Below are 25,013 nucleotides of genomic sequence, written 5' to 3' on the forward strand. Positions count from 1 at the left end.
GGCTGGTCACCGCTCGTGAGTGTTTGGCCGAGTTAGAACGCGGCTACTCACTCACGACCGTTGAGCTGCGGAAACAGTCCCACGGTCCGCTCCGGCGGGTTCGAAGACCCCTTCTCATCGCCGCGCCGTGAGCGAGCGGGGCAGCGGGGGGAAGTGCAGGCTCCGGTCCCTCGCGAGCTCGGCGGCCAGCGCCGCCCACCTGGCCGGTGGCACCTGCCTGCCATCGGCGTCGGGGTCGATGGCGTGGTCACGGAGCAAGCGGCGCGGCCTGCGCCCGGTGAGCGCCACGACGTTCCGGGCCGGGGCGCGCGGCGCGGAGTACGCGGCACCGAGCAGAGTCCACAGTGCCCTCTCGGCACGGGGCCCCAGCTCCGGCCCGCGGCGCAGGAGCACGTGCGCGGAGTCGACACGCGGTGCGGGCCGGAAACTGTGCGCGGGTACTCGACGGACGAGCCGGATGTCGAACCGTGCTGCCCACCACGCGAGCTCGCGCGAGCGGGGCACGGGCGCGGTCAGCCGCTTGGCGAAGCCCCACTCGACGATCAGCGCCGCCCGGTGCATGGCGGTGTCGCGTGGGCCGAGCAGGCGGCGCAGCGATGTGGTCGAGATCGAGTACGGGATGCTCGACACGACGAGAAAACGCCTGCGGGGCAAAGGAAAAGTCCGTGCGTCGCCGAGGCCGACCCGGACGTTGCCGTGTCCGCGGACCCGGTCGCGTAGCTGCTCGGCGAACTCGGGATCGCGTTCGACGGCGAGGACGCTCGCGCCTGTCCCGGCGAGCGCCGCGGTGACCGCGCCGGTCCCCGCGCCGAAGTCGACGACCAGGTCGTCCGGGCCGGGGGCGCATGACCGGACCAGGTCGTCGACGATGTGCCTGGCGGTGAGGAAGTGGACGCCGGAGGGGTTCGGCCGTGGATCTTTCCGGGCAGGGTGGTGCCGCCGGTGTCTGGGCATCGGATCGCTCCGTCATGGACGAGGGGAGCGCGCCGGAGGGCGCGCGCGGACGTCATGACGCGGCGGCCGAAGCCCTGCGGGGAACGATCAGCAGAAAGGAAGAGACGACCGGCGGGATCCGCCGGCGCCGGGCTCGTGGTCGCCGCGTTCAGGCGCGCCGCGGCCGAAGCCGGGCGAACGTGACGCAGCGGGTGCCCAAAGTTCCCATGTCCGCAAGCTAGCAGGACCCGCAACCGGATTTCCGTTCGCGCGGGGCCGAGGCCGAGCGAGACTGCCTGTTCGCGCGGATTCGGCGCCGAACGGATCCGTTCGCGCGCATGCCGCTTCCGAACGTCGTCCAGGGCTCCTAGTTTCGCCACAACAGAACTTGCCCGCAGAGGAGTCCGAAATGGTCATGACAGTCGCAGCCCGCACGATCACCACTGACGTCCTCGTTCGCGGGCCTTTCGACCTCGCAGGGTCCGCCGGGTTCCGGGAAGGCCGGGAGAGTGGGGAGGGTTCGGCCCAGCGGCCCCGTCGGGTGCCGGACCGGGCACGCTGCGGCTGGCGTTCCCGGTCCAGCGAACGTGGGAGCACGCGGGCGTGCTCGCACGGCAACGATCACCCGGCGCGGTGCGGGTGGTGGTCGACGCCCCGCCGGAGGCGGTGCCGATGATGATCGATCAGGTGCGCCGCATCCTCTCGCTGGACGTCGACGGCACTCGATTCGCCGTATCGGCCGGGCCGACCATGTTATGGGCGGTTTGCGGGAGCGACATCCCGGCCTGCGCCCTGTGCTCTTCCACTCCCCGTACGAGGCGGCCTGCTGGGCGATGATCTGCCACCGGATCCGAGTCGCACAGGCCGCGACGATCGTGCGGCGGATCGCGCGGCGATACGGCGAGGTCGTCGGCGTCGCGGGCCACCCGCTGCCGTCGTTCCCGCCCCGGCGGCGCTCCGTGCGCTCGACGAGCCGCTCGGGTTGTCGGCGCTCAGGAGACAGCGACTGCGGGAGATCGCCGATGCCGCGCGGGTCGGCATCCTCGATGCCGACGCCCTCCGGTCCATGCCGGCGGAGGACGCGCTGCGGCAACTGCGGCAGTTGCCCGGCACAGGACCGTTCTCGCCGCGCTGATCCTCATGCGCGGCGCAGGCCACCCCGACATCTTCCCGCTCGCCGAACCGCGGCTGCACGCCGAGATGGTGCACCTGTACGGCATCGACGGACCGACCTGGCGACGCTCGGGAACGTGGCAGAGCGATGGCGGCCCTACCGGAGCTGGGCCACCCTCCTGCTGCGGATCTCACATGAGTCGCGGACCGGAGCGACCGGAACGGAAAGGGGGTCACGATGATCAGACGGCCGGTGTGATGTGCTCACCGCGTGGAGTTCGCTGAGGAAGACACCGGGATCTGGCGCCTGTTCGACCTGCAGCCGGGCGCCGCGGGAACGATCATCGTGGTGGCCGGCGTCGTCGCACTGGTCCTCGTGCTCGCCGGGAGACCGTGGCGGGTGGCACGCAATGTCATCACGATCGTCCATGAGGCGGGCCATGCGGTGATCGGGCTGCTGGCCGGCCGGCGTCTGCAGGGCATCCGGCTGCATTCGGACACCTCCGGGGTGACGGTGTCCCGTGGCAAGGTCGAGGGCCCTGGCATGGTGCTGACCACGCTCGCGGGCTACCCGGCGCCGGCCCTGCTGGGGCTGCTGTTCGCGGCACTGGTCTCGGCCGACCGGATGCCGGCCGTGCTCACCGTCGCCGGGGTGCTGCTGCTGGGCGTGCTCGTCATGGTGCGCAATGCCTACGGGGTGTTCGCGGTCCTGGTGTCGGCGGCCGTGCTCTTCGTGGTCGCCTTCCTCGCCGGTCCGGGACCGCAGGCGGCGTTCGTGTACCTGATGACGTGGTTCCTGCTGCTGGGTGGCGTGCGGCCGGTGTTCGAGCTGCAGACCAAGCGTCGCCGCGGGGTGGCCCGCGACTCCGACGCCGACCAGCTGGCCCGGCTCACCGGGCTGCCTGCCGCCATCTGGATCCTCGTGCTGGCGGTGCTCACCGTCAGCTGCCTCGTGCTGGGCGGCATGTTGCTGGTCGAGCCCGCCTTGCAGTGAGCCGAGGTGGGCGCCGGAACGAGGTCCCGCACCGCGTCGGTGCGGTGCGCTCGCGGTACGGCACACTGGTCGGCGGATGTGTCGGTCTCCGAGAGGACAGTGCAGTGACGGACGTGGTGGCGAAGGCGGTCGAGGAGTGTGCGCTTGCGGCGAAGCGGGCGGCCCCGTCCCTTGCCGCCGCGGCCGACGAGGCGATCGACGCCGCGCTCGTGGCGATGGCGGAGCGGCTCCTCGCTCACCGGGACGCGGTGCTCGAGGCGAACGCGGCCGATGTCGCCAGGTCCCGTGCCGAGGGGATGAGCGCCGGTCTGCTCGACCGCCTCACGATCACCGACGAGCGGCTCACCGGCATGGCGGAGCAGCTGCGCCTGCTGGCCGGCTCGCTGCACCAGCGCCGGTCGGTTCCGGTGTCCACTCTCGACGGCGGTCTGCGCCTGGTCGAGCGCAGGCGGCCGGTTGGCGTGATCGGCGCCAACTACGAGGCGCGGCCGAACGTCACCGTCGACGTGGCCTCGCAGCTGGTCAAGTCGCGCAACGCGGGGGTACTCCGCACCGGGGCGGCGGCGCTCGGCTCCGCGCAGCGACTGCTGGAGGTCGTCATCGCACCGGCGCTGGCCGGGGCCGGCATCGACGGTGACGTCGTGCAGCTCGTGCCCAGGGCGGAGCGGGAGGCCGCGGCGGCGCTGGTCGGCCTGCCCGGCCTGGTGCCACTGGTGATCCTGCGCGGTAGTGGGGAGAGCACGCGGGCGCTGGCCACCGAGGCGGCCACGCACGGCGTGCGGACGCTGGCGCACGCCGACGGCGGCGGGGTGCTCTACGTCGACGCGGCGGCGGATGCCGCTACGGTGCGCTCGCTCGTCGCGGGCAGCCTCGACCGCCTTGGCGTCTGCAACAGGCTGAACCTGCTGCTGATTCACTCGGCGGTGCACGACGAGTTGTGGCCGCTGGTGTCCGAGGCGCTCGCCGAGCGCGGCGTGCGCCCGTCGCTGCCACCGCACGAGCACCCGATCGGCTACGAGTGGGCGCTCGACTCCGACCGGGAGGCGACGGTGACGGTGGCCCAGGTCGGCAGCCTCGACGAGGCCGCGCGGACCGCCAACGAGCAGACCTCCGGCCTCGCCGCGGGCATCGCGACCGAGGACGCGGCGGCGGCGGAGGCGTTCTTCGACGCCTACCAGGGCACGGGCGTGTTCTGGAACGCGCCGACCCGGCTGCTCGACGGCTTCAAGCTGCTCGGCGTCCCGGAGACCGGCATCAACCTCGACAAGGTGCCGGGCCCCCGTGGCCCGGTGACCTACACCGACCTCTACGTCCGCCAGTACGCGGTGCTGCCCGCCGACCGGTGATCCCGGCCCGCGAGTCCCCCACCCAGGCCCGCGAGTGCTGCGTCCGGACCCGCGAAACCCGCGCTCAGGCTTCCGCGTCGCGGCCCCGGCCCCGGCCGCGGCGGCGCGGGCCCGGCTCGCTCGCCCGCGTCCCGGAGGCGTCGCCGGAGTTGATGCCGAGCATCTCGGCGGCGAGCTGCTGGCCGCTCGCGAACACTCCGCCCTGCGGCCGCTCCCTGGCCCTGCGCAGCGCGGCCGACCGGAGGCGGTGGTACCCGCGCACCGACACCGGGCGGCGGTTCCGCAGCTCGTAGGCGGGCTCGTCCGCGAGCGCCGCCGCCATCTCCCGGTCGACCAGGATCGTGTCCGGCCGCGCGACCGAGGTCAGCCGGCTCGCCAGGTTCACCACCGACCCGTACACGTCGCCGAACCGGTTCAGGATCCGGCCCGACGCCATGCCCGCCCGCACGGACGGCAGGTCCACGTCGGCACCGGTGCGCTCGGTCAGCGTCAGGGCGATCTCGGCGGCGTCGACCGGTGAGTCGGCGACGAAGAGCACCTCATCACCGATCATCTTCACGACCCGGCCGTGATGCTCGGCGATGGCGTCGGTGGCGACCGTCTCGAAGCGCTCCAGGATCGTGCCCAGCTCGGACTCGTCGATCCTGCGCGTCATCCGGGTGTAGCCGACCATGTCGACGAAGCCGACGACCTCGGTCCTGGCCTCCAGGTTCTCGTCCGGCGCCGCCAGCGCGCGACCCGCGTACGCGGCCAGATGCCTCCGCCAGACGAAGTTCTGCACCCGTTCCAGCTCGGGCAGCAGCTTGTCCACGAGCTCGCCGATCCGGCTCTCGTCGGCGGCCAGCTCGGGGTTGTCGTTGATGAGCTCCCACAGCAGGTGGACCTGCCACTCGGCGAGCCGGGAGAGGTGCAGGCCGACCGCCCTGGCCACGGCACCTTCCATGCTCTCGTCGATCAGTCGCGCCCTGACCAGCCCATCGGTGATCCGCATCGCCTCGACGTCGGCGTCGGTGAAGACGACCTGCTCGTCACTCGCGGTCGCGAAGCCCAGCGCCCGCCAAAGCCGCCGCGACCGGTGCTCGGGCACACCGGCCTTCTCCGCCACCCGCAGCCGCGTGTACTTGCGCTCGCCACCCAGCAGGATGCGTTCCAGCCGCCGCTGAAGTGCCTCGTCGGCCATCCGCTACGTCGTGTGCACGATGAGGACGTCGACGCCGGACTTGCGAGCGACCTCGGAGGGCACCGAGCCGAGGATCCGGCCGGCCAGCGTGTTCAGCCCGCGATTACCGACCACCAGCAGGTCCGCGGAGCGGTCCGCGACGACCGTGCGCAGCGCGTCGACCGGCTCTCCGCGCACCGGCACGGTCTCGATCTTGGTGGCGCCTGCGGCCGCCGCCCGGTCCCGCGCGCTCTGCAGCGTGTCCTCCGCGGGGGCGGAGCCCACGACCTGGTATGCCTCCTCGCGGAGGATGTCCTGGGCCTTCTCGACGTCCTGCCTGCTCGCCGGGTAGTAGGCGCAGGCGATCACCAGCGTGGCCCCGGCGTCGGCGGCGACCCCGGCCGCGCGGTCCACGGCGGCGTACGACGAGTCCGAACCATCGGTACCAACGACCACGGTCTGATAGGCGGCCATCCGGATCCTCCAGCAAGGTGCTCGGGCAGGTGTAGACGCCGACAGTAGCGGGCGGAGCGCGCCCGCGCAGCCCTAACCTACTCGCGAGTTGGTTTGGATCCGACACTCGCCGTGGCACGCGGCTCGCGCCGGCCGTCGCGGGCCTTCTCGCCGCCGCGTTCCTCCTCCGCCAGCGGTGCGACATCGGTCTCGGCCCGGTCGATCGCCGCGTTCGCCTCGGCCAGCACGGTCCGCGCCGCGTGCACCTGGTCGGCGACCCGCGCCCGCAGTTTCCGCAGTGCCTGAACCCGCTCGGTGGCCTCGGCGACCATACGGTTGGCCTTCTCGGTGGCCTCCCGTACCCGCCGGTTCGCCTCGTCGGAGGCCTCGGCGACGCGGGCGTTGGCCTCGCTGATCGAGTTCTGCTTGCGCCGGTTGGCGTCCTCCACGGACTCACGGTGCCGCCGCTCGGCCTCGGCCCGCGACTTGGCCTGCTCGTCGGCGACCTCGGCACGGATCGCCGCGGCCTCCTCGGACGCCTCGCGCACCCGGCGTTCGGCTTCGGCCTTGCTAGCCGCCTCCTGCTCCGCGAGCGTCCGCATGGACTCCGTGCGGCGCGTGGCCATCGCGATCTCGAAGTCCTCTTCGACCTGCGTGCGGCGCTGCTCGGACTCCTCGTCCAGCCGCTTGCGCTCCCGCTCGGCCTTGCTGGTGATCTCCTCGGCCTCGGCCCGCGCGTCGTCGAGGATCTTGCGGTGCTCGGCCTCCATCTCCTTGCGCCGCTCGCCGAGCTCGGTCAGCAGCTGCTCGTAGCGCGCCCGCATGGCGCTCGCGTCGGACTCGGCCTTGGCGCGGATGTGGCCGGCCTCGGCCTCCGCTCGCGCCTTGGTGTCGCTCGCCTCGTCCTGGGCCAGCCGCAGCATCCGCTGCAGCCGTTCGGACAGGCCCTCGATCGATGTCGGCGGCTGGGCCAGTCGTTCCACCTGACCGCGCAGGTCGTCGATCTCGATCCGTGCGGCCTCGAGCTGCCTGGCCAGGTCACCGGCCTGGGAGATGGCCGCGTCGCGATCGGACATGAGCATCTTGAGATCGGCGTCCAGCCGTTCCAGATGCTCGTCGACCTGCGCCCGGTGGTATCCGCGCTTCTCGAAGTCGAAGCCGGCTCCCAGCGGCACGAGCTCCCGTTCTTCGCCAAGGCTCATGCCTCCACCCTAACGGGCCACGGATTCACACGCCCCTGAACGTGTTGATCCGGTCGAGGTGTCGCTCGCGCAGCTCGCCGTCGCGCACGCCGAGGCCGTCCTCGGGAGCGAGGCAGCGGACGCCGACCTTGCCCTGATGGGTGTTGCGGTGCACGTCGTAGGCGGCCTGCCCGGTGTCGGCCAGCCCGTAGGTGCGGGAGAGGGTGGGGTGGATGTGGCCCCTGGCGATGAGCCGGTTGGCCTCCCAGGACTCGCGGTAGTTCGCGAAGTGCGAGCCGATGATCCGCTTGAGGTTCATCCAGAGGTACCGGTTGTCGAACTGGTGGAGGTAGCCGGAGGTCGAGGCACAGGTGACGATCGTGCCGCCCTTGCGCGCCGCGAAGACGGAGGCGCCGAAGGTCTCCCGGCCGGGATGCTCGAACACGATGTCCGGATCGTCGCCGCCGGTCAGCTCCCGGATCTTCGCGCCGAACCGCTGCCACTCCTTGGGATCCTGGGTGTTCTCGTCCTTCCAGAACCGGTAGCCCTCGGCGGTGCGGTCGATCACCAGCTCGGCGCCCATCCTCCGGCAGATCTCGGCCTTCTCCGGGCTCGACACCACACACACCGGGATCGCGCCGCCGTTGAGCGCGAACTGCGTGGCGTAGGAGCCGAGGCCGCCCGAGGCTCCCCAGATCAGCACGACGTCGCCCTGCTTCATGTCCGCGCCGTTGCGAGAGACGAGCTGGCGGTAGGCGGTGGAGTTCACCAGGCCGGGGCAGGCGGCCTCCTCCCAGGTGAGGTGGGCCGGCTTGGGCATCAGCTGGTTGGCCTTGACGAGTGCGACCTCGGCGAGCCCGCCGAAGTTCGTCTCGAAGCCCCAGATGCGCTGCTCGGAGTCCAGCATCGTGTCGTTGTGCCCGTCGGGCGCCTCGAGTTCGACGTTGAGGCAGTGCGCCACGACCTCCTGGCCCGGCTGCCAGCGGTGCACGCCGGGGCCGGTGCGCAGCACAACGCCGGAGAGGTCGGAGCCCACGACATGATACGGCAGGTCGTGCCGCTTGGCCAGCGGAGACAGCCGGCCGTAGCGCTGGAGGAACTTGAACGTGGGCAGCGGCTCGAAGATGGAGGTCCAGACGGTGTTGTAGTTGATCGCGCTGGCCATCACCGCCACCAGGGCCTCGCCCGGCCCGAGCTCCGGCACCGGCACGTCGTCGAGGTGCAGCGACTTGCGCGGGTCCTTGTCCTTACTGGGCAGGCCCTCGAACATCTCGACATCCTCGGCGTGCACCGTGACGCCGCGGTAGGACTCCGGCACCGGCAGCCCCGCGACGTCGTCGAGGTTGCCGGTCAGGATGGCCTGCTGGATCTCGCTGAGGGCATTCGCCACGGGGACCTCCGTGCGTTGGGAACGGGCTCGCGGACAGAAATTACTGACCGGTAACCGAATCCACAACTGTACGAGAGGAGAGGCACGTAAGCGGCCAGGCGCGTTCCCCCGTACGGATTCGCGTCCGAGATTGACCGGCCGGCCAATCAAGGCGCATCATGAGAAGCGGGAACCGCATACGTGGCTCCCACGCGGTGGGCGCACCGACGTGTTCGCCGCGCACTCGTGTTCAACGGAGGTGATCACGATGCCTGAGACCACGGCACGCCCCTGGACGCGCCCGCACGACTGGGCGGAGGTCGCACTGGGCGTGGTGCTGGCACTGACGCCCATCTGGATGGCCACCAACAACGCCGCGATGTGGACGATGGTCGTCCTCGGCGCGCTCATCGCGATCGACGGTCTGGCCTCGCTGGCGATGCCCGGCATGGTCTACGGCGAGGGGATTCAGATCGTTCTCGGCGCGCTGGCGTTCGTGTCGCCGTGGGTCATGGGCTACGCGGAGCTCACCGGGGCTGCGTGGAGCTCGTGGATCATCGGCGTACTGACGGTCGTGGCAGGCGCCGCGGCCCTGCCGGTGGCCAACGCGGCACACCGCACGGCCAGCCAGCACTGACCGGAGAGTTCGACAAGGCGGAACTCGAGAAACGAACACCGCCGAACCGAGAGCAGGGCCCACCGCGCGCCGGCACGGCTGGCGCTGGGGGCCCTGCTTCCGGCTATCGTGACCAGGGCAGGGCCTGGTACGTCCCGGGGATCGGCACGGAAAGGGGGAGCGATGGCCCGAAAGAAGGCCGATGATCCGTCGGCAAGGGAACGTATCCTCCTCGCCGCCGAGCGGCTGTTCGCCGAACTCGGCTTCGAAGCCACCCCCACCTCGCGCATCGCCGAGGTCGCGGGCGTGCCCAAGGGGCTCGTGCACTACTACTTCCGCCGCAAGCGCGACCTGCTCACCGCGCTGGTCGCGCGGCTGCCGGACGAGCGGATCGACACCGACCGCGTGGTGGTGCCCGGTGATATCGCGGAAAGCCTGCGCAGGCTCGTCGCCGAGCTCGACCGGCGGCTGTCGGCCTCCCGGATGCTCTCCCACCTGTTGTGGCGGGAGGCGGACACGCACCGCGCGGTGCGCGACGCGCTGCAGACCCGCTACGAGGAGCTCGTCCGCCAGGTGCGCTCGGTGATCCTCGCGGCCGCGGGAGCGGGCGCGCTCGCCGCGGCCGACGTCGAGAGCGCCGCGGCGCTGCTCGCGCTGGCCGTGAGCTACCGGCACTCGATGGCACGGCATACCGAGGACTCCGCGCCCGACGAGATGGAACGCGAGCTCACGTTCATCGCGGGCGCGCTGACCGCCCGCACCAGCTCCTCGGTGGCCGCCGCGAAATCCGACTGAGCCGGCCGCCCAGCCGGTTCATTGGCCCGCGCGCTCAGCCGGCTCGACCAGCTCGACGAGCACGCCACCGGCGTCCTTGGGGTGCACGAAGTTGACCCTGCTGCCCGCGGTGCCGCGCTTGGCCTCGGGGTAGAGCAGCCGCACCCCCTTGCCGCGCAGCGCCTCGGCCGCGGCGTCCACGTCGGTGACGCGGTAGGCGAGCTGCTGCAGTCCCGGCCCCCTGCTGTCGAGGAACTTGCCGATGGTCGAGTCGGGCCGGAGCGGGGCCAGCAGCTGCACCGCGGGACCGTCGCCGTCGCCCGGGGCGTGCAGCATCGCCTCCCGCACGCCCTGCTCCTCGTTGACCTCGGTGTGTGTCGCCTCGAGACCGAAGGTCCCGGCGTAGAACTCGATGGCGGCGTCGAGGTCGGGGACCGCGACCCCGACGTGGTCGATGGTGGTGACGAACGGCTTCAGCGCCTCATTCATAGCGGCGAGGATAAGGCGTACGCGCGTCCGGGCGCCGTGCTCCGGCTCACAGCGACCGGTTGTCGGCACGTTTCGATTCAGATCCACTACTTGCCGGTATCGTCGACTGAGCTGCTCGTGCGAGGAACCCTTTGGAGGCTGTTGTGACCGGTTCCGTGATTCTCGGCGCCGCCCGTACTCCGATCGGCAGGCTGCTCGGCTCGCTGAAGGACTTCTCCGGCGCCCAGCTCGGCGGCGTCGCCATCAAGGCCGCGCTCGAACGAGCCGGCGTGTCGCCCGGCGCGGTGCAGTACACGATCATGGGCCAGGTCCTCACCGCTGGTGCGGGCCAGATCCCGGCCCGGCAGGCGGCGGTGGCGGCGGGGATCCCGATGGACGTCCCGGCGCTGACCGTCAACAAGGTCTGCCTCTCCGGGCTCGACGCGATCGCGCTCGCCGACCAGCTGATCCGCGCGGGCGAGTTCGACCTCGTGGTCGCCGGTGGGCAGGAGTCGATGACCCAGGCGCCGCACCTGCTGCCCAAGTCGCGCTCCGGCTTCAAGTACGGCGACACGGCACTGCTCGACCACATGGCCTACGACGGGCTCTTCTGCGCGTTCGACCAGTGCGCGATGGGCGCCTCGACCGAGAAGTACAACTCGCGCTACGGACTCACCCGCGAGGACCAGGACGCGTTCGCCGCCCGCTCGCACGAGCGCGCCGGGAAGGCGATCGCCGACGGCACGTTCGCAGAGGAGATCGCCGACGTGGAGATCCCCCAGCGCAAGAAGGACTCGATCGTGTTCAGCACGGACGAGGGCGTGCGCGCGGACACCAGTACGGAGAACCTGGCGAAGCTGCGGCCAGCCTTCGCCGCCGACGGCACGATCACCGCGGGCTCGGCGTCGCAGATCTCCGACGGCGCGGCCGCCGTGGTGGTGGCCAGCGCGGCCAAGGCGGAGGAGCTGGGCATCGCGCCGCTGGCCGAGATCGGCTCCCACGGGGTGGTCGCGGGGCCCGACGCGAGCCTGCACGAGCAGCCCGCGAACGCGATCAACGCCGCACTGGCCAAGGCGAAGCTGGAGGTTGGCGCCCTGGACCTGGTTGAGATCAACGAGGCGTTCGCGGCCGTGGGTCTCGTCTCGACCCGGCAGCTGGGCATCGACCCGGAGAAGGTCAACGTCAACGGTGGCGCGATCGCGCTCGGCCACCCGATCGGCGCTTCCGGCGCCCGGCTCGCCGTGCACCTCGCCTACGAGCTGCGCCGCCGGGGCGGCGGTCTCGGCGCGGCGGCCCTGTGCGGCGGTGGCGGCCAGGGCGACGCGCTGCTCATCCGCGTGCCGAAGCAGTAGGCCTTGGACGTCGCGGACCTGGTCGGGCAGGCGCGGGACGGCAGCCCCCGCGCCGTGGCCCGGCTGATCTCGCTCGTCGAGGACGCCAGCCCGCGGCTGCGCGAGATCGCCGCGGCGCTCACGCCGTACACGGGTAACGCGCAGATCGTCGGTCTCACCGGTCCGCCGGGAGTCGGCAAGTCGACCTCGACGTCGGTGCTGCTGTCGGCGCTGCGCAAGGAGGGCAAGCGGGTCGGCGTGCTGGCGATCGACCCGTCCTCCCCCTTCTCTGGCGGCGCGCTGCTCGGTGACCGCATCCGGATGACGGAGCACGCCACCGATCCGGGCGTCTTCATCCGCTCGATGGCCACCCGCGGCCACCTCGGCGGTCTGGCCTGGGCGACGCCGCAGGCGGTCCGGGTGCTCGACGCCGCCGGGTTCGACGTCGTGCTCATCGAGACCGTCGGCGTAGGCCAGTCCGAAGTGGACGTGGTGAGGCTGGCCGACACCACCGTGGTGCTGCTGGCACCCGGGATGGGCGACGGCATCCAGGCCGCGAAGGCAGGAGTGCTGGAGATCGCGGACGTCTTCGTGGTAAACAAGGCCGACCGGGACGGCGCCGACGCCACTGTGCACGAGCTGGAGCAGTTGATCTCGCTGAGCCGCAGGGAGATCCGCGGCCGGTCCTGGCGGCAGCCGATCGTGCGGACCGTCGCGGCCGAGGGCACGGGCGCCGAAGACGTGGTGCGGGCGCTGGCCGAGCACCGCACCTGGCTGGAGCGGCACGGTGAGCTCAGCCTGCGCCGCACCACGCGCGCGAGCGGCGAGGTGGAGGCGATCGCGGTGCAGCGGCTGCGGGCGGAACTGGGCGAGCTGCACGGTGGCGACCGGCTGGCGGAGCTCGCCCGCGGGGTCGTCGACCGCGAACTGGATCCCTACGCCGCGGCCGAGACCCTGATCGACGAGCTCAGGCGCGGATGACGTCGCCGAACGTGGCGAGCAGGGTCTCGACGGTCGGCAGGAACGCGTGCTCGGCGGGCGTTCCGTAGCCCACCACGATGCCCTCCGGGTGAGCGCCGGGACGGATCCAGTGCGGACCGAGTGCCTGCAGAGTGAGTGAACGACGCTTCGCGGCAGCCACCACTTCCCGCTCGCCGGGCCCGGACTCCGGCAGCGGCAGCAGCAGCTGCACGCCGGCGGAGATGCCCGCCGGGACGAGCGGTTCCGGCAGTGCCGCGAGCAGCCGGTCACGGCGCGACCGGTAGGCCGCACGGCAGCGGCGGACATGCCGGTCGTACGCGTCGGAGTCGAGCAGTTCGGCGAGCACCAGCTGTTCCATGGCCGGCGGCCGCCAGCCGCTTGCGGCCATCGCGCCGCGCACCGGCTCGACGAGCGACCGGGGCAGCACCAGCCAGCCCATGCGCAGGCCCGGGGCGAGCGTCTTGCTCGCGGTCCCGGCGTAGGCGATCCGTTCCGGCGCGAGCGCCTGCAGGGCCCCGACGGGCTTGCGGTCGTAGCGGAACTCGCCGTCGTAGTCGTCCTCGATCACGATGGCGCCGGACGCGCTCGCCCAGCGCGTGAGCTCGGCCCGCCGGTGCGGGGCCAGCGTCACGCCGAGGGGGTACTGGTGGGCAGGCGTCACCACCACCGCCGGACTGTCCAGTTCGGACACCCGGAGGCCGTCGGCGTCCACCGGAACGGCACTGATCCTTGCCCCGGCTGCCGCGGCGATCTCCCGGAAGACCCACAGCGAGGGGTCCTCGAAGGCGATCTCCGGGTTGCCGCGCTCGCGCAGGGCCGTGGCGAGCAGCGAGATCCCGTGCGAGAAGCCACCGCACACCACGATCCGCTCAGGGTCGGCGACGACACCGCGGCTGCGCGCGAGGTGGCGGGCGAGTGCCACGCGCAGCGCGCCGACACCGCGCTGCTCGAGATAACCGAACTCGCTCGCGGGGGTTCGTTGCAGGACGCGCCTGGTGGCCGAGAGCCACTCCGCGCGGGGGAACGCGGAGAGATCCGGCTGCCCCGGCTGGAGGCTCCAGCGGGTCGCGGGCTTCTCCGGCCGGGAACGGGGTCGCGCCGCCAGCCGTGCGCCGCCCGCGGCCACCCGTGCTGGTGCGCCCTGACTGGTGCTCAGGTATCCCTCCGCCGCCAGGTCGGTGTAGACCCGGGTGACGGTGCCCCTCGCGATGCCGAGGTCCCTGGCCAGCGAGCGGGTGGACGGCAGCTCGGCGCCGTGTTCCAGGCGCCCGGTGCGGACGGCGTCGCGGATCGCGTCGGCGAGCCCGCGCCTGCCGGTGCGCGGATCCCAGTCCAGGTGGACATCGGTCCCGGAACTGGACCATGAAGTCGCCATGTGACTGGACCATACTCGTGTGCCAGTTCGGGGTTACGTTGACGGCGTGAGCAACCGAATCCCCTTTGGCAAGAACCTGCCGGAAGCCTACGAACACCTGATGGCCATGCACTCCGCCGCCGCGAAGGCGGCCGCGAACGCCGGGCTCGACCGGCGGCTCGTCGAACTGGTGAAGATCCGGGCCTCGCAGCTCAACGGCTGCGCGTTCTGCGTCGACGTGCACACGCGGGACGCCCGCGAACTCGGCGAGACCGAGCGCCGCCTTTACCTGCTCAGCACCTGGTGGGAGACCGACCTCTACACCGAACAGGAGCGGGCCGCGCTGGAGCTCACCGAGGCGATGACGCGGCTGTCGCAGCATCAGGACGTGCCGGACGCGGTGTACGAGCGGGCGACTACGGCCTTCTCCGAGGAGCAGTACACCGCGGTGGCGTGGGCCGCCACCGTGATCAACGCGCTGAACCGGCTCGGTGTGACGAGCCGCCTCCCGCTGCCGGACCAGGCATGACGGCGCGTCGGCTGCGCGAGCTGCACGTGCCCGGCGCGCCGCTGGTGCTGCCGAACGTGTGGGACGCCGACTCCGCCCGGCTCGTCGAGGCTGCCGGTTTTCCCGTCGTCGCCACGAGCTCGGCCGCGGTGGCGGAGGCGCTGGGGTACGCCGACGAGGAGGGCGCGCCGCCAGGTGAGATGTTCGCGGCGGCGGCCCGGATCACGCGGGTCGTGTCCGTGCCGGTGACCGTGGACGCCGAGGCGGGCTACGGCCTGCCGCCCGCGGAGCTGGCCGGGCGGCTGCTCGACGCGGGTGCCGTCGGCTGCAACATCGAGGACACCGACCACGGGCGGGGCGGCCGCCGGGAGCCGGAGGAGCAGGCGGAGCTGCTGGCGGCCCTGCGCGCCGAAGCGGGCGACGCCCTGGTGCTCAACGCCCGGATCGACACCCGGCTGGACGCCGGGGGAGGGCGGGCGGCGCTGCCGGACGTCCTCGACCGGGCACGGCGCTACCTCGCGGCGGGCGCCGACTGCGTGTTCCCCATCCATGCCCGTGACCCCGAGGTGATCCGTGCGGTCACCGACGCGGTACGGCCCGCTGCGGTCAACGTGGCGTACGTGCCCGGCGGACCGGACCCGGCCACGGCGGCCGGGCTCGGTGTCGCCAGGATGTCGCTGGGCACCGGGCTGTGGCGTTCGAGCCGGAGCCGGCTCGAACAGGAGCTCGCCGCCCTCGACGCAGGTCACCGCTCGTGAGTGCGCACGCGAGTTAGAACTCGCGTGCGCACTCACGAGTCGTGGGGCCCGGCAGGAAGCGGACATGCGGAGGCTCGCCCGGGCCCGCGGCCGACACCGAGCAGCGGACCCCGTAGACGTCGCGCACCAGGTCCTCGGTGAGCACGTCGGCAGGTGCGCCCGCGGCCACCACCCGGCCCGCGGCCAGGACCATCAGCTCGTCGCAGAACATCGCGGCGAGGTTCAGGTCGTGCAACGCGACCACACCGGTCACCGGGAGCCTGCGCACCAGGTCCAGCAGCGCGAGCTGGTGTGCGATGTCGAGGTGGTTGGTCGGCTCGTCCAGCAGCAGTTCGGACGGCTCCTGGGCGAGCGCCCTGGCGATCTGCGCGCGTTGCCGTTCGCCGCCGGAGAGGCTGTGCCACTTGCGGTGGGCCAGGTGCTCCAGCTCGGTCCGCTCCAGTGCGCGCGTCACCGCCGCCGCGTCACCGCCACCCGCGCCGCCCCAGCCGCTGCGGTGCGGCGTGCGCCCGAGCGCGACAACCTCCGTCACGGTCAGGTCGATCTCGGTGGAGACCTGCTGCTCCACCACCGCGATCCGGCGGGCGAGGTCGCGCCTGCCCCAGCCCGCGATGTCGAGGTCGTCGACCAGCACCGCACCGGCAGCGGGCCGCCGCAGGCCGGCGAGCAACCGCAGCAGCGAGGACTTGCCGGAACCGTTCGGTCCGAGGAGCCCGAAGGTCGAGCCCGGCTCGATCCGCGCGCTGACCCGGTCGATGATGATCGTGCCGCCCGCCTCCCACGACACGCGCTCCGCCGCGAGGCTCACGGCACCCGCCCCCTGCGGATCATCAGTGCCGCGAACGCGGGAACGCCGACGAGTGCGGTGACGACGCCGACCGGCACCTCGAGGGGAGCGGCCACGGTGGTGGCGAGTACGTCCACCCAGATCAGCAGGATCGCACCGAGCACGGCGGTGACCGGCAGCAGCGCCCGGTGGCCCGGCCCGACGAGCAGGCGGGCCGCATGGGGCAGGACGAGCCCGACGAATCCGATGGCCCCGGCCGCGGCCACCAGCGTGGCCGCGAGCAGCGCGGTGATCCCCAGCAGTACGGCCCGCAGGCGCCGCACGTCGACGCCGAGCGAGGCGGCGGCGTCCCGGCCGAACGCGAACGCGTCCAGCGCCGCCGCCCGGGACAGGCAGAGCAGCAGGCATCCGGCGCACACGGCTCCGGCCAGCGCGACGTCGCTCCAGCGTGCCCCGGACAGCGAGCCGAGCAGCCAGAACAGCACACCGCGGGTCTGCTCGGCGTCGGCCGAGGTGATGACGATGTAGGAGGTGAGCGCGGAGAACAGCTGGGTGCCCGCGACCCCGGCGAGGATGACCCGCGAGGTTCCGCCGCCCGCCACCGAGGCGAGCACGACGACCAGGGTGAAGGCCAGTACCGCGCCCGCGAACGCCCCGGCGGTCAGCCCGATCACGCCCGCACCCGCCCCTAGTACGACGACGGTGACCGCGCCGGTCGAGGCGCCGGCCGAGATGCCCAGCAGAAAGGGGTCGGCGAGCGGGTTGCGCAGCAGCGACTGCAGGACCGCGCCGCACACGGCGAGACCCGCACCGCAGATGCCGGCCAGCAGCGCGCGCGGTAGGCGAAGCTCCCACACGATGCCCTGCCCGATCCGGGAGACGGCGGTCTCGCCGAGGCCGAGCCGGGCGCCGACCACGCCGGCGACGTCGGGCACCGAGAGATCGGCGGGCCCGAGGGTGACCGCCACCGCGACCGAGAGCAGCACGGCGGGCACGCCGAGGACGACGATCGTCGCGGCGCGCCCCCGGGTCGCGGGCGCGAGCGCGGTCATGACCGGTCCAGCTCGACCAGCTTGGCGGCGAGTGACTCGATCCCGTCGACGGTGCGGAGGCTGACGTTCAGCTCGGTGCCGGTCATGGGCATCCACCGCTCGGCCCGTACCGCGTCCAGCTGGGCGACCGCGGGATCGCCGCGGAGGAAGTCCAGCTTGGCCGCGAGGCTGTCTCCCTCGCCGTCGCGGGTGAGGTCGCCGGCCACCAGCAGGGTCGGGTTGCGCGCGAGCACGTCCTCCCAACTGACCTGCGGCCACATCGACCGTACGTCGTCGTAGGCGTTGCGGACGCCGAGCGTCCGGGTCATCAGGGCGGGTGAACCGGTCGCGCCGGCCACGTAGGGCGACTCGGTCCGCGCGAACCAGAACAGCACGGAGATGTCCTCCGGCGAACGCGGTCCGGCGACGCTTTCCTTCGCGGTCCGCACCCGCTCGCGCAGGCCGGCGACGAGCGCCCTGCCGCGTTCCGGCACGCCGAAGAGGGCCGCGATGTCGCGCACCTCGCCGTAGATGTCTTCCAGCTCGACCGGCTCGGCGAGCGGTGCCTCTTCCGGCAGGCAGTTGCTCGGCGAGAGGTACGTGGGCACGCCCAGCTCCGCGAAGCGCTCACGGCTGGCCACGCGTTCGTCGGTGAAGATCGCGTTGTAGGCGCCGAGGACGATATCCGGTTCGGTGTCCAGCACGCTCTCGAACGACGGCGTGTCATCGGAGAGGCGCGGCACGGTGGCGTTGGCCTCCGCGAGGTCGGGGTCCACCGGGTCGGTCCAGGTGGCTGTCCCGACCATCCGGTCGGCGAGGCCGAGCGAGAGCATGATCTCGGTGGTGGACTGGTTGAGGCTCACCGCGCGGCGCGGTGGCCGGTCGACCGAGACGGCGGTGCCGCAGTTGTCCTCGATGACGGTGCCCCCCGCCGTGGGCGGTTCGGCCGGCGCGGGAGCGCCGCACGAGGCGGCCAGTACGGCGAGCACGGAGGGGAACGCCGCCAGCAGGCGGGTTCGGGGCGAGGGGGAGCGCGACGGTGGTGCGGCAGGCATCGTGATCCTTCGCTCGGGCCCATGCGCGGAGCCCGTTCGACTTCGGCCCGGAGCCGCGCGGTGCCGCGGCCGGGGAGCCAGCAGGTCTTCGGGCTCGGGTTCAGCCGGGTGGGGACTGCCTTCCCGGGCCGGTGGCCGGCCCAGTGGCGCACGTCCTCACCCGTCACCCCTACCGCTGCGCGTCAGCTCCGGCTTCCGACCGGATTCCCTGACCCATTGCCGGGTACGACTGGCTCGCGATCACCCTAGCGCTGCACGCCGTGGCGACGGGCTGCCGGGCTCGGCGGGCGTCGGTACGATCGGCCCGGCAGGTCCGTGATCGAGCGGCGAGGTGTTGGCGGTGCGAGTTGGCCCTTTCCGGTGCTCCGGTGGGCCGGGCTGACATCGCGGGCCCACTGTGAACCTCCGCGCGGCAGACGGCGAGTTCTCCGCGTACGGTCTGTCCCACTGGCTGGTCCTCGTCGTGTTCGCACTGGGTGCGGTGGCGTTCGTCGCGATCGGACGCGGGCACCGGGACACTCCGGCCGCACGCCGGTTCAGCCGCTCCTTCGGGGCCGTCCTCCTCACCGTGCACCTGAGCGTGCAGGTGTTCTCGATGACGTTGTCGGACTGGGGCATCGAGCACTCGATACCACTGCACCTCTCCGACCTCGCGGGGTTCGTCGCCGCGTACGCGCTGTGGTCTCGCCGCCACTGGGTCTTCTCGCTCGCCTACTACTGGTGTCTCACGCTGAGCGCGCAGGCGCTGATCTTTCCGGTGCTGACGAGCCCGGACTTCCCGCACCGCGAGTTCATCGCGTTCTGGGGGATGCATCTGCTCGTCGTGTGGGCGGCGATCTACCTGACCTGGGGACTGGGGATGCGGCCCGACTGGCGCAGCTACCGGGTCGCCGTCACGATCACCGCGTGCTGGGCTGCTGCGGCGATGATCTTCAACGCCGTCGTGGGCACCAACTACGGGTTCCTGAACCGCAAGCCGGAGACCACCTCCCTGCTGGATGTGCTGGGGCCGTGGCCCTGGTACCTCATTCCCGAGGTCGCACTGGTGCTCCTCGTCTGGGCGCTGATGACCTGGCCCTGGGTGCGACGGTCCGGTCCCGCTCGTGAGCGCGCACGCGAGTTCTAACTCGTGTACGCACTCACGAGGGTGGGGCGGTGGGTGGGCGGCAGCGGATCGCCGTGAGCTCACCGGCCAGCTCCGTCTGCCCGGCGCCGTGCGGGACGACGAAGGTGTCGCCCCTGCCGAGCTGGTGATCGCCGCCGTGCTCCGTGCGCAACGTGCCCGCGCCCGCCAGTACGACGAGCACCGCGAACGACGGGTCCAGCGCCAGCGTGGGGTCCGGACGCAGCCGGTCGGCGCGGAAGAACCCGGCCGAACCCGGCGCCAGCACGTCCACAGTGGACGAGGAGTCACCTCCGGTGCTCCGGATCAGGGTGCGCAGGCGCGTATCGTCCCAACCGGACCTGTCCAGCGCCTGGAGCGCGGTGTCGAAGCCGATGCCGAGGTGGCCTTTCTCCGGAGCCGCGAGGAAGTCCCGCCATTCCAGCGTGAGCGAGAAGTCCGTGGGCTGTTGCAGTTCCACCACGAAGACGCCCTCACCGATCGCGTGCGGCAGTCCGGCCGGGATGTAGACGGTGTCGCCGGGCCGCACCGCGATGCTGTTGAGCGCACCGAGCATCGCGGGGGCATCCTGATCGCGCACCCACTCGCCTACGGTCCTGGCGCTGTGCGACTGCCGGAACCCCGCGTACACGGTCGGCTCCGCACCGGACGTACCGACGACGATCCACGCCTCGGTCTTGCCGAAGTGCGAGTCGAAATGCCGTCGCGCGAAGGCGTCCGGCGGGTGGAAGTGCACCGGGAGCCGCTGCCGCGCGTCCAGTAGCTTCACCAGCAGCGCCGTCGAGTCCCCGAACGCCGCGACGTGCGCGGCACCGAGCCAGCCGTGCGGGTCGGCGCGCACCGCTTCGCGCAGCCAGCGGCCGTCCGGCAGGCGGGTCAGCCCCTTGGTGTCCTGGCCGAACATCGCCGTGGTCGAGGCGACCCAGTCCTCGGGGCCGACCTCTTCGGTGCCGCCTGCCCCGCGCAGGGCCGCGATGGCGCTGCCACCCCGGTAGAACTGCGGTGGCTGGTTGGCGGGCAGGCGGATCGGTTCCGGCCGCCCGGTCATGCCGGACCGGCCTCTCCGGAACCACGGGCTACGAGACGCACGGGCAGCACGACCTTTCTGGGTGGTGATTGATCTCCTTGCACGCGGGCGAAAAGCAGCTCGGCCGCCGTCTCGCCGAGTGCGCTGACATCGTGGGCGACGACCGAGACCGGCGGATCGAGCAGATCGGCCAGTTCGAAGTCGTCGAAGCCGACCAGCGCCGGGCGGCGCTCGCGAAGCGCGAGAGCGCGCAGCAGGTGCACGGTGACCCGGTTGTTCCCGGCGACGACGGCCGTGGCGGAGCCACGCCCGGCGAACAACCTGTCCGCGGCGTCGGCGACGTTGTGCGCGGTCGGCGGGCGCATGAGCACCAGCCGCTCCTCGCAGCGCACGCCTGCCCTGGCGCAGCCCTCCCGGAAGCCGCGCAGCCGCTCCCTGGCGGTGTAGATCTCCTGACTGTCGCCGAGGAAGGCGATCCGGCGATGACCGCACGCGGTGAGGTGGGCGACGGCCTCGGCGGCGCCGCCCGCGTTGTCGACGAGCACGGTGTCGGCGACGATGTCGCCCGCCGGACGGTCCACGAAGACGACCGGCGTGCCCGCGCGCATCTCCGGGACCAGGTACCCGTGCCGCTCCCCGGCGGGCACGACCAGCAGTCCGTCCACGCGCCGGGCGCAGAACTCGAGCGCCAGCTCGCGTTCCCGCTCCGGGTCCTCGTCCGAGGAGCCGGTGAGCACCTGCCGGGCGAACGCCGCGGCGGTGCGCTCGACGGCACGGTTGAGCTCGGAGAAGAAAGGGTTGCCGACATCCTCGACGATCAGCCCGAGTGTGCCGGTGCTCGACCCCCGGCGCAGGTTGCGGGCGCCGAGGTTGCGCCGGAACCCCAGTCGTTCGATCGCGTCGACCACCCGCTCCGCCGTGTCCGGATGCACGGCGGGCTCGTCGTTCACCACCCGCGACACGGTTTTGATGCTGACGCCGGCCAGCCGCGCGACATCGCTCATCGTGGCGCGGCGCGCGCTCCCGCGACCACGCGGCGACAACGTTGTCATAGTGCCGGGATTCGACACCACCCCCTGTTCGTTGTCAAGGCGACGAGGTTGTCACCGCTGATTCGGGAAACCGCGCGAACAGGACGGCGGCAGGCGATAGCCTGCCCGCATGAGCCCGCCCTCAGCCCTCGCCGTGTCCGACATCCGGATGAGCTACGGCGACGTCCGTGCGGTCGACGGCGTGTCGTTCGAGGTCTTCCAGGGCGAGTTCTTCGGCATCCTCGGGCCGAACGGCGCGGGCAAGACCACCGCGCTGGAGATCGCGGAAGGGCTGCGAAAACCGGACGCCGGCTCGGTGAGCCTGTTCGGCGAGTCGCCGTGGCCGCGCAACATCTCGCTGCTGCCCCGGATGGGCGTGCAGCTACAGGCGTCGGCGTTCTTCGAGAAGCTGACGGCGCGTGAACAGCTGGAGACCTTCGGCGCGCTCTACGGCGTCACCTCCGCCCGGGCCGGCGAGATGCTCGAACTCGTCGGCCTGACCGACAAGGCAGGCACGCCGGAGGCGAAGCTGTCCGGCGGACAGCGGCAACGGCTCTCGATCGCCTGTGCGCTCGTGCACGATCCCGACATCGTCTTTCTCGACGAGCCGACCGCCGCGCTCGACCCGCAGGCCCGGCGCAACCTGTGGGACGTGCTCCGGGAGATCCAGGCGCGGGGCAAGACGATCGTCTACACGACGCACTACCTGGACGAGGCCGAGATCCTGTGCGACCGGGTGGCAATCATGGACGAGGGCCGGATCCTCGCGATGGACACCCCGGCGCGGCTCGTGCGCGACCTGGACGCCGCCACGCACGTGATCCTGGAGAACGGCGCGTTGCCCCACGAGCAGGCCCGTGCGCTCCCGGGCGCGGAGGACGTCGTGGACAACGGCGTCTCGCTGACCATCTCGACGCACACCCCGGCCCCGCTGTTGTCCGCGCTCGCCGAGCGCGGCACGCTGGACGGTCTGCAGGTGCGCACGGCGACCCTCGAGGACGTCTTCCTCGAACTGACGGGCAGGGAGTACCGGGCGTGACGGTCACCGAGACACCGAAGCGGGAACGTGCCGCGAGCGGCACGGCGTCGTCCTCCTCGTCGTTCCGGGCGCTGGCCACCGCGATGTTCAAGGGCTTCGTCCGCGACAAGGCGACGCTGTTCTTCACCTTGCCGTTCCCGCTGATGTTCCTGGTGATCTTCGGTCTGATCTTCGGCGACCAGGGTGCGTCGAGAATCGAGGTCGGCGTCGTCGGCGACGGTCCGGTGATCGCGGCGCTCGAACGGTCGGAGGCCGTCGAGCTCAAACCGATCGAGAACGCCGCAACGGCCGAGGAACAGGTGCGTGCCGGCGACATCCCCGCGTACGTGACGCAGGACGGCGGCAACGTCACGCTGCGCTTCGCGGCGAGCGACCGGACCCGCGCGAGCACCGTGCAGGGCATCGTCAGCGGCGTGGTGAACCAGGCCAACATCGCCGCCACCGGGCAGGCGCCGCGGTTCACGCTGGACGCGGGGCAGGTGGAGGACGAGTCGCTCCAGCCGATCCAGTACCTCGCCCCGGGCATCCTGTCCTGGGCCGTCTCGATCGCCGCCGTGTTCGGTTCGGCGCTGACCGTCGTCAACTGGCGCAAGAAGCAGGTGCTGCGCCGGTTGCGGCTTGCCCCGGTGCGGCCGGTCACCGTCCTCGGCTCACGGGTGGTCGTCTCGCTCGGCGTGGCGCTGCTGCAGTTCGTCGTGTTCGTGGCGGTCGCGCTGCTGCCCGCGTTCGGCCTGCGGCTCTCCGGGCAGTGGTGGCTGGCGATCCCGCTACTGCTGCTCGGCACGCTGGCGTTCTTCTCGATCGGGATGCTCGTTGGCGCGTTCTGCAAGACGGAGGAGGCGGCCAGCGGTGCGGCGAACCTGATCACCCTGCCGATGGCGTTCCTGTCCGGCGCGTTCTTCCCGATCGACGCCATCCCGGCGTGGCTGCAGACCGTGTCGAACATCTTCCCGATGCGCCACCTCAACGACGGGATGCTCGACGTGATGGTGCGGGGGCAGGGGGCCGAGGCGCTCGCGCTACCCGTGCTCGTGCTCGTCGGGTTCACCGTCGTCGTGGGGCTTCTCGCGGCGAAGGTGTTCCGCTGGGAGGACTGACCGTCTCGCCGTGAGGACGATCACCGGCCCCGGTGTTCCGGTGATGGCTGTCACGGCTCACACTGGTATCACGACGTCCGACAGCGTGGTTGACGTGAGCGGGGAACTCCTCCGGCGACCGACCGCTGATCGGAACGGCTTCCGCACGCGAGGATTTCCCGCGGTTATCCCCTTTTGGGTGCATCGTGATGACACTGCTCTGCAGTGGGACTGAGGAGGAAGCCTTGTCGAACAAGGCCGCTGTCTTGTTCCGTGTGGCTGCCATCGCCGAGGCCTTTTCGTGGGCCGGCCTGTTGATCGGCATGTTCCTGAAGTACGTCGTGGAGCTGGGCGAGGGCGGCGTGCCCGTGCTCGGCATGGTGCACGGCGTGCTGTTCGTGCTCTACGTCGTCGTGTCCCTCGCGGTGGCCCGCCCGCTCGGCTGGCGCCCGCGGCTGCTGCTGGTCGCGCTGCTCGCCAGCATCCCGCCGCTGTTCACCTGGATCTTCGAGACCTGGGCGCTGCGCCGCGGCAAGCTGGACGGCCCCGAGCGCCTCGTGTACGGCGGCACCGGCCTCATCACGCGCGAGATCGAGCCCGCCCGCGCCTGAGCCCGTGCGTCCGGGTCACTCGGTGAAGTCGCCGGTGGCCTTGCGCACCTTCGTCAGCAGCTCGGTGAGCTGCTCCGTCTGCCTCGGGGTCAGCCCGGTAAGGCCGAAGTCGATGGCGGTGACCGCCTTGGTCGCCTCTTCCCGGCGCTGCCTGCCGGGCTCGGTGATCTCGACCAGCGTCGTGCGCCGGTCGGTGGGGTGCGGCACCCGCTTGACGAGCCCGTCCTTCTCCAGCCGGTCGACGATGTTGGTGACGCTCGTCGGGTGCAGCTGCAGCCGTTCTCCCATCACCCGCATCGGCAGGCTCGACCTGCGCGCGAACGTCAGCAGCACCAGCGCCTCGTAACGCGCGAACGTCAGCCCGTGCGGCTTGAGCGCACCGTCGACAGCGGACTGGATTATCTGCTGGACTCGCATCAACCCGGTCACCGCGGCCATCGTCGTGGAAGGCCCGATGCGGTCCTCCCACAGCTGCGCCGCGCGGGCGATCGGGTCGAACGGCAGCGGACGGTTCATGGCGCCCGAAGCTACCAGCGGGTACCGCCGTGCTGGGGGTGGGTGTCACCGACACGAGGAGAAACGCATGATCGTCGCATTCAGCGTCAGCCCGGCGGGCGGCGACCAGGACGGGGGTGTCAGCGAGGCGGTGGCGCGCGCGATCCGGGTCGTGCGGGAGTCCGGCCTGCCGAACTCGACCAACGCGATGTTCACCAACATCGAGGGCGAGTGGGACGAGGTGATGGACGTCGTCAAGCGCGCGGTCGAGGCGGCGGGCGAGGGCTCGCCGAGGGTGAGCCTCGTGCTCAAGGCGGACATCCGGCCGGGGTACGACGGGCAGCTGGCCGCCAAGGTCGAGCGGGTGGAACGGCGGCTGGACGGCGAGTAGCGCGGCCGG

General features: G+C 71.9%; 27 protein-coding genes and 1 riboswitch. Of the genes, 14 read left to right on the forward strand and 13 right to left on the reverse strand.

Going from position 1 to position 25,013, the window contains the following annotated elements; translation table 11 throughout:
- Nucleotides 1-114: 114 nt before the first annotated feature.
- On the reverse strand, nucleotides 115-954 hold the full coding sequence (locus JAP66_RS20660) for a ribosomal RNA small subunit methyltransferase A (protein WP_199433456.1): 840 nt from the start codon (nucleotides 952-954) through the stop codon (nucleotides 115-117).
- 961 nt (nucleotides 955-1,915) lie between these two features.
- On the opposite strand from JAP66_RS20660, the gene JAP66_RS32240 reads away from it, so the two are divergent.
- The 3 genes from JAP66_RS32240 to JAP66_RS20675 all read left to right on the forward strand — a co-directional run bounded on the left by JAP66_RS32240 (nucleotide 1,916) and on the right by JAP66_RS20675 (nucleotide 4,386).
- A complete protein-coding gene (locus tag JAP66_RS32240) occupies nucleotides 1,916-2,068 on the forward strand; it encodes a hypothetical protein (protein ID WP_235999199.1) in 153 nt (50 codons plus the stop codon).
- Nucleotides 2,069-2,317: 249 nt separating this feature from the next.
- On the forward strand, nucleotides 2,318-3,040 hold the full coding sequence (locus tag JAP66_RS20670) for a M50 family metallopeptidase (protein ID WP_199433457.1): 723 nt from the start codon (nucleotides 2,318-2,320) through the stop codon (nucleotides 3,038-3,040).
- A gap of 104 nt (nucleotides 3,041-3,144) precedes the next feature.
- Nucleotides 3,145-4,386 carry an aldehyde dehydrogenase family protein gene (locus tag JAP66_RS20675; RefSeq protein WP_199433458.1) on the forward strand — a complete coding sequence of 414 codons (1,242 nt, stop codon included), beginning with the start codon at nucleotides 3,145-3,147 and terminating at the stop codon, nucleotides 4,384-4,386.
- Nucleotides 4,387-4,450: 64 nt separating this feature from the next.
- On the opposite strand, the gene JAP66_RS20680 is transcribed toward JAP66_RS20675, so the two are convergent.
- The 4 genes from JAP66_RS20680 to ccrA form a co-directional block, all read right to left on the reverse strand.
- Nucleotides 4,451-5,566 (reverse strand): adenylate/guanylate cyclase domain-containing protein, encoded by a 1,116-nt coding sequence (locus JAP66_RS20680; protein WP_199433459.1) that lies wholly within the window; start codon nucleotides 5,564-5,566, stop codon nucleotides 4,451-4,453.
- A 3-nt stretch (nucleotides 5,567-5,569) separates the two neighbouring features.
- On the reverse strand, nucleotides 5,570-6,019 hold the full coding sequence (locus JAP66_RS20685; RefSeq protein WP_199433460.1) for a universal stress protein: 450 nt from the start codon (nucleotides 6,017-6,019) through the stop codon (nucleotides 5,570-5,572).
- A gap of 77 nt (nucleotides 6,020-6,096) precedes the next feature.
- Nucleotides 6,097-7,200 (reverse strand): coiled-coil domain-containing protein, encoded by a 1,104-nt coding sequence (locus JAP66_RS20690; protein WP_199433461.1) that lies wholly within the window; start codon nucleotides 7,198-7,200, stop codon nucleotides 6,097-6,099.
- A gap of 25 nt (nucleotides 7,201-7,225) precedes the next feature.
- Complete coding sequence (ccrA, locus tag JAP66_RS20695; RefSeq protein ID WP_199433462.1) at nucleotides 7,226-8,569, reverse strand: crotonyl-CoA carboxylase/reductase; 1,344 nt, start codon at nucleotides 8,567-8,569, stop codon at nucleotides 7,226-7,228.
- A 247-nt stretch (nucleotides 8,570-8,816) separates the two neighbouring features.
- Between ccrA and JAP66_RS20700 the strand changes: the two genes are divergently transcribed.
- Nucleotides 8,817-9,185: an SPW repeat protein gene (locus JAP66_RS20700; protein WP_199433463.1), complete on the forward strand. Its 369-nt coding sequence runs from the start codon at nucleotides 8,817-8,819 to the stop codon at nucleotides 9,183-9,185.
- A gap of 162 nt (nucleotides 9,186-9,347) precedes the next feature.
- Nucleotides 9,348-9,959: a TetR/AcrR family transcriptional regulator gene (locus JAP66_RS20705; protein ID WP_199433464.1), complete on the forward strand. Its 612-nt coding sequence runs from the start codon at nucleotides 9,348-9,350 to the stop codon at nucleotides 9,957-9,959.
- Nucleotides 9,960-9,977: 18 nt separating this feature from the next.
- Here JAP66_RS20705 and mce read toward each other — a convergent pair whose 3' ends face one another.
- Nucleotides 9,978-10,427 (reverse strand): methylmalonyl-CoA epimerase, encoded by a 450-nt coding sequence (mce, locus tag JAP66_RS20710; RefSeq protein ID WP_199433465.1) that lies wholly within the window; start codon nucleotides 10,425-10,427, stop codon nucleotides 9,978-9,980.
- A gap of 143 nt (nucleotides 10,428-10,570) precedes the next feature.
- Between mce and JAP66_RS20715 the strand changes: the two genes are divergently transcribed.
- On the forward strand, nucleotides 10,571-11,758 hold the full coding sequence (locus tag JAP66_RS20715) for an acetyl-CoA C-acetyltransferase (protein WP_199433466.1): 1,188 nt from the start codon (nucleotides 10,571-10,573) through the stop codon (nucleotides 11,756-11,758).
- 3 nt (nucleotides 11,759-11,761) lie between these two features.
- Nucleotides 11,762-12,718, forward strand: a complete 957-nt coding sequence (gene meaB / locus JAP66_RS20720; RefSeq protein ID WP_199433467.1) for a methylmalonyl Co-A mutase-associated GTPase MeaB — start codon at nucleotides 11,762-11,764, stop codon at nucleotides 12,716-12,718.
- Here meaB and pdxR read toward each other — a convergent pair.
- On the reverse strand, nucleotides 12,705-14,093 hold the full coding sequence (pdxR, locus tag JAP66_RS20725) for a MocR-like pyridoxine biosynthesis transcription factor PdxR (RefSeq protein ID WP_199433468.1): 1,389 nt from the start codon (nucleotides 14,091-14,093) through the stop codon (nucleotides 12,705-12,707). The genes meaB and pdxR overlap by 14 nt on opposite strands.
- Nucleotides 14,094-14,139: 46 nt before the next feature.
- Between pdxR and JAP66_RS20730 the strand changes: the two genes are divergently transcribed.
- A complete protein-coding gene (locus JAP66_RS20730) occupies nucleotides 14,140-14,601 on the forward strand; it encodes a carboxymuconolactone decarboxylase family protein (RefSeq protein ID WP_199433469.1) in 462 nt (153 codons plus the stop codon).
- Entirely contained in the window at nucleotides 14,598-15,338 is a 741-nt protein-coding gene (locus JAP66_RS20735) for an isocitrate lyase/PEP mutase family protein (protein ID WP_199433470.1), read from the forward strand. The genes JAP66_RS20730 and JAP66_RS20735 overlap by 4 nt, the downstream gene beginning before the upstream one ends.
- A gap of 13 nt (nucleotides 15,339-15,351) precedes the next feature.
- On the opposite strand, the gene JAP66_RS20740 is transcribed toward JAP66_RS20735, so the two are convergent.
- Genes JAP66_RS20740 through JAP66_RS20750 form a run of 3 tightly spaced genes read right to left on the reverse strand, consistent with a single transcriptional unit; the run spans nucleotide 15,352 to nucleotide 18,211 of the window.
- Nucleotides 15,352-16,146, reverse strand: a complete 795-nt coding sequence (locus tag JAP66_RS20740) for an ABC transporter ATP-binding protein (protein WP_199433471.1) — start codon at nucleotides 16,144-16,146, stop codon at nucleotides 15,352-15,354.
- Nucleotides 16,143-17,177, reverse strand: coding sequence for a FecCD family ABC transporter permease (locus tag JAP66_RS20745; RefSeq protein ID WP_199433472.1), 1,035 nt, complete (start codon nucleotides 17,175-17,177; stop codon nucleotides 16,143-16,145). The genes JAP66_RS20740 and JAP66_RS20745 overlap by 4 nt, the downstream gene beginning before the upstream one ends.
- Complete coding sequence (locus tag JAP66_RS20750; RefSeq protein WP_199433473.1) at nucleotides 17,174-18,211, reverse strand: ABC transporter substrate-binding protein; 1,038 nt, start codon at nucleotides 18,209-18,211, stop codon at nucleotides 17,174-17,176. The genes JAP66_RS20745 and JAP66_RS20750 overlap by 4 nt, the downstream gene beginning before the upstream one ends.
- 62 nt (nucleotides 18,212-18,273) lie before the next feature.
- A riboswitch (cobalamin riboswitch) is annotated at nucleotides 18,274-18,460 on the reverse strand.
- Nucleotides 18,461-18,608: 148 nt separating this feature from the next.
- Here JAP66_RS20750 and JAP66_RS20755 point away from each other — a divergent pair.
- Nucleotides 18,609-19,337, forward strand: a complete 729-nt coding sequence (locus tag JAP66_RS20755; protein WP_199433474.1) for a YwaF family protein — start codon at nucleotides 18,609-18,611, stop codon at nucleotides 19,335-19,337.
- Between the two features lie 13 nt (nucleotides 19,338-19,350).
- Here JAP66_RS20755 and JAP66_RS20760 read toward each other — a convergent pair whose 3' ends face one another.
- Nucleotides 19,351-20,382 (reverse strand): class I mannose-6-phosphate isomerase, encoded by a 1,032-nt coding sequence (locus JAP66_RS20760; protein WP_199433475.1) that lies wholly within the window; start codon nucleotides 20,380-20,382, stop codon nucleotides 19,351-19,353.
- Complete coding sequence (locus JAP66_RS20765; RefSeq protein WP_199433476.1) at nucleotides 20,379-21,365, reverse strand: LacI family DNA-binding transcriptional regulator; 987 nt, start codon at nucleotides 21,363-21,365, stop codon at nucleotides 20,379-20,381. The genes JAP66_RS20760 and JAP66_RS20765 overlap by 4 nt, the downstream gene beginning before the upstream one ends.
- 157 nt (nucleotides 21,366-21,522) lie before the next feature.
- Between JAP66_RS20765 and JAP66_RS20770 the strand changes: the two genes are divergently transcribed.
- The 3 genes from JAP66_RS20770 (at nucleotide 21,523) to JAP66_RS20780 (ending at nucleotide 24,118) form a co-directional block, all read left to right on the forward strand.
- The gene (locus JAP66_RS20770) at nucleotides 21,523-22,431 is read left to right on the forward strand and encodes an ABC transporter ATP-binding protein (RefSeq protein WP_199433477.1); all 909 of its coding nucleotides are present in this window, start codon (nucleotides 21,523-21,525) and stop codon (nucleotides 22,429-22,431) included.
- Nucleotides 22,428-23,528, forward strand: a complete 1,101-nt coding sequence (locus tag JAP66_RS20775) for an ABC transporter permease (RefSeq protein ID WP_372448994.1) — start codon at nucleotides 22,428-22,430, stop codon at nucleotides 23,526-23,528. Before JAP66_RS20770 ends, JAP66_RS20775 begins: the two co-directional genes overlap by 4 nt.
- A gap of 224 nt (nucleotides 23,529-23,752) precedes the next feature.
- Complete coding sequence (locus JAP66_RS20780; RefSeq protein WP_199433478.1) at nucleotides 23,753-24,118, forward strand: DUF3817 domain-containing protein; 366 nt, start codon at nucleotides 23,753-23,755, stop codon at nucleotides 24,116-24,118.
- A 15-nt stretch (nucleotides 24,119-24,133) separates the two neighbouring features.
- On the opposite strand, the gene JAP66_RS20785 is transcribed toward JAP66_RS20780, so the two are convergent.
- Nucleotides 24,134-24,634, reverse strand: coding sequence for a MarR family winged helix-turn-helix transcriptional regulator (locus tag JAP66_RS20785; RefSeq protein WP_199433479.1), 501 nt, complete (start codon nucleotides 24,632-24,634; stop codon nucleotides 24,134-24,136).
- Between the two features lie 67 nt (nucleotides 24,635-24,701).
- Here JAP66_RS20785 and JAP66_RS20790 point away from each other — a divergent pair, with 67 nt between their 5' ends.
- Entirely contained in the window at nucleotides 24,702-25,004 is a 303-nt protein-coding gene (locus JAP66_RS20790) for an MTH1187 family thiamine-binding protein (RefSeq protein WP_199433480.1), read from the forward strand.
- The last annotated feature ends 9 nt before the right edge of the window (nucleotides 25,005-25,013 follow it).

The organism is Qaidamihabitans albus, assembly GCF_016464705.1.
Classification (GTDB): domain Bacteria; phylum Actinomycetota; class Actinomycetes; order Mycobacteriales; family Pseudonocardiaceae; genus Qaidamihabitans; species Qaidamihabitans albus.

Bases quoted from the DNA above. Each gene is read 5' to 3' on its own strand.
- JAP66_RS20785 (WP_199433479.1), bottom strand. From the start codon at position 24,634: ATGAACCGTCCGCTGCCGTTCGACCCGATCGCCCGCGCGGCGCAGCTG.
- JAP66_RS20790 (WP_199433480.1), top strand. From the start codon at position 24,702: ATGATCGTCGCATTCAGCGTCAGCCCGGCGGGCGGCGACCAGGACGGG.
- JAP66_RS20690 (WP_199433461.1), bottom strand. From the start codon at position 7,200: ATGAGCCTTGGCGAAGAACGGGAGCTCGTGCCGCTGGGAGCCGGCTTC.
- JAP66_RS20660 (WP_199433456.1), bottom strand. From the start codon at position 954: ATGCCCAGACACCGGCGGCACCACCCTGCCCGGAAAGATCCACGGCCG.
- JAP66_RS20700 (WP_199433463.1), top strand. From the start codon at position 8,817: ATGCCTGAGACCACGGCACGCCCCTGGACGCGCCCGCACGACTGGGCG.
- pdxR (WP_199433468.1), bottom strand. From the start codon at position 14,093: ATGGCGACTTCATGGTCCAGTTCCGGGACCGATGTCCACCTGGACTGG.
- JAP66_RS20770 (WP_199433477.1), top strand. From the start codon at position 21,523: ATGAGCCCGCCCTCAGCCCTCGCCGTGTCCGACATCCGGATGAGCTAC.
- JAP66_RS20765 (WP_199433476.1), bottom strand. From the start codon at position 21,365: ATGAGCGATGTCGCGCGGCTGGCCGGCGTCAGCATCAAAACCGTGTCG.
- JAP66_RS20760 (WP_199433475.1), bottom strand. From the start codon at position 20,382: ATGACCGGGCGGCCGGAACCGATCCGCCTGCCCGCCAACCAGCCACCG.
- JAP66_RS20705 (WP_199433464.1), top strand. From the start codon at position 9,348: ATGGCCCGAAAGAAGGCCGATGATCCGTCGGCAAGGGAACGTATCCTC.
- JAP66_RS20680 (WP_199433459.1), bottom strand. From the start codon at position 5,566: ATGGCCGACGAGGCACTTCAGCGGCGGCTGGAACGCATCCTGCTGGGT.
- mce (WP_199433465.1), bottom strand. From the start codon at position 10,427: ATGAATGAGGCGCTGAAGCCGTTCGTCACCACCATCGACCACGTCGGG.
- JAP66_RS20750 (WP_199433473.1), bottom strand. From the start codon at position 18,211: ATGCCTGCCGCACCACCGTCGCGCTCCCCCTCGCCCCGAACCCGCCTG.
- JAP66_RS20735 (WP_199433470.1), top strand. From the start codon at position 14,598: ATGACGGCGCGTCGGCTGCGCGAGCTGCACGTGCCCGGCGCGCCGCTG.
- JAP66_RS20745 (WP_199433472.1), bottom strand. From the start codon at position 17,177: ATGACCGCGCTCGCGCCCGCGACCCGGGGGCGCGCCGCGACGATCGTC.
- JAP66_RS20685 (WP_199433460.1), bottom strand. From the start codon at position 6,019: ATGGCCGCCTATCAGACCGTGGTCGTTGGTACCGATGGTTCGGACTCG.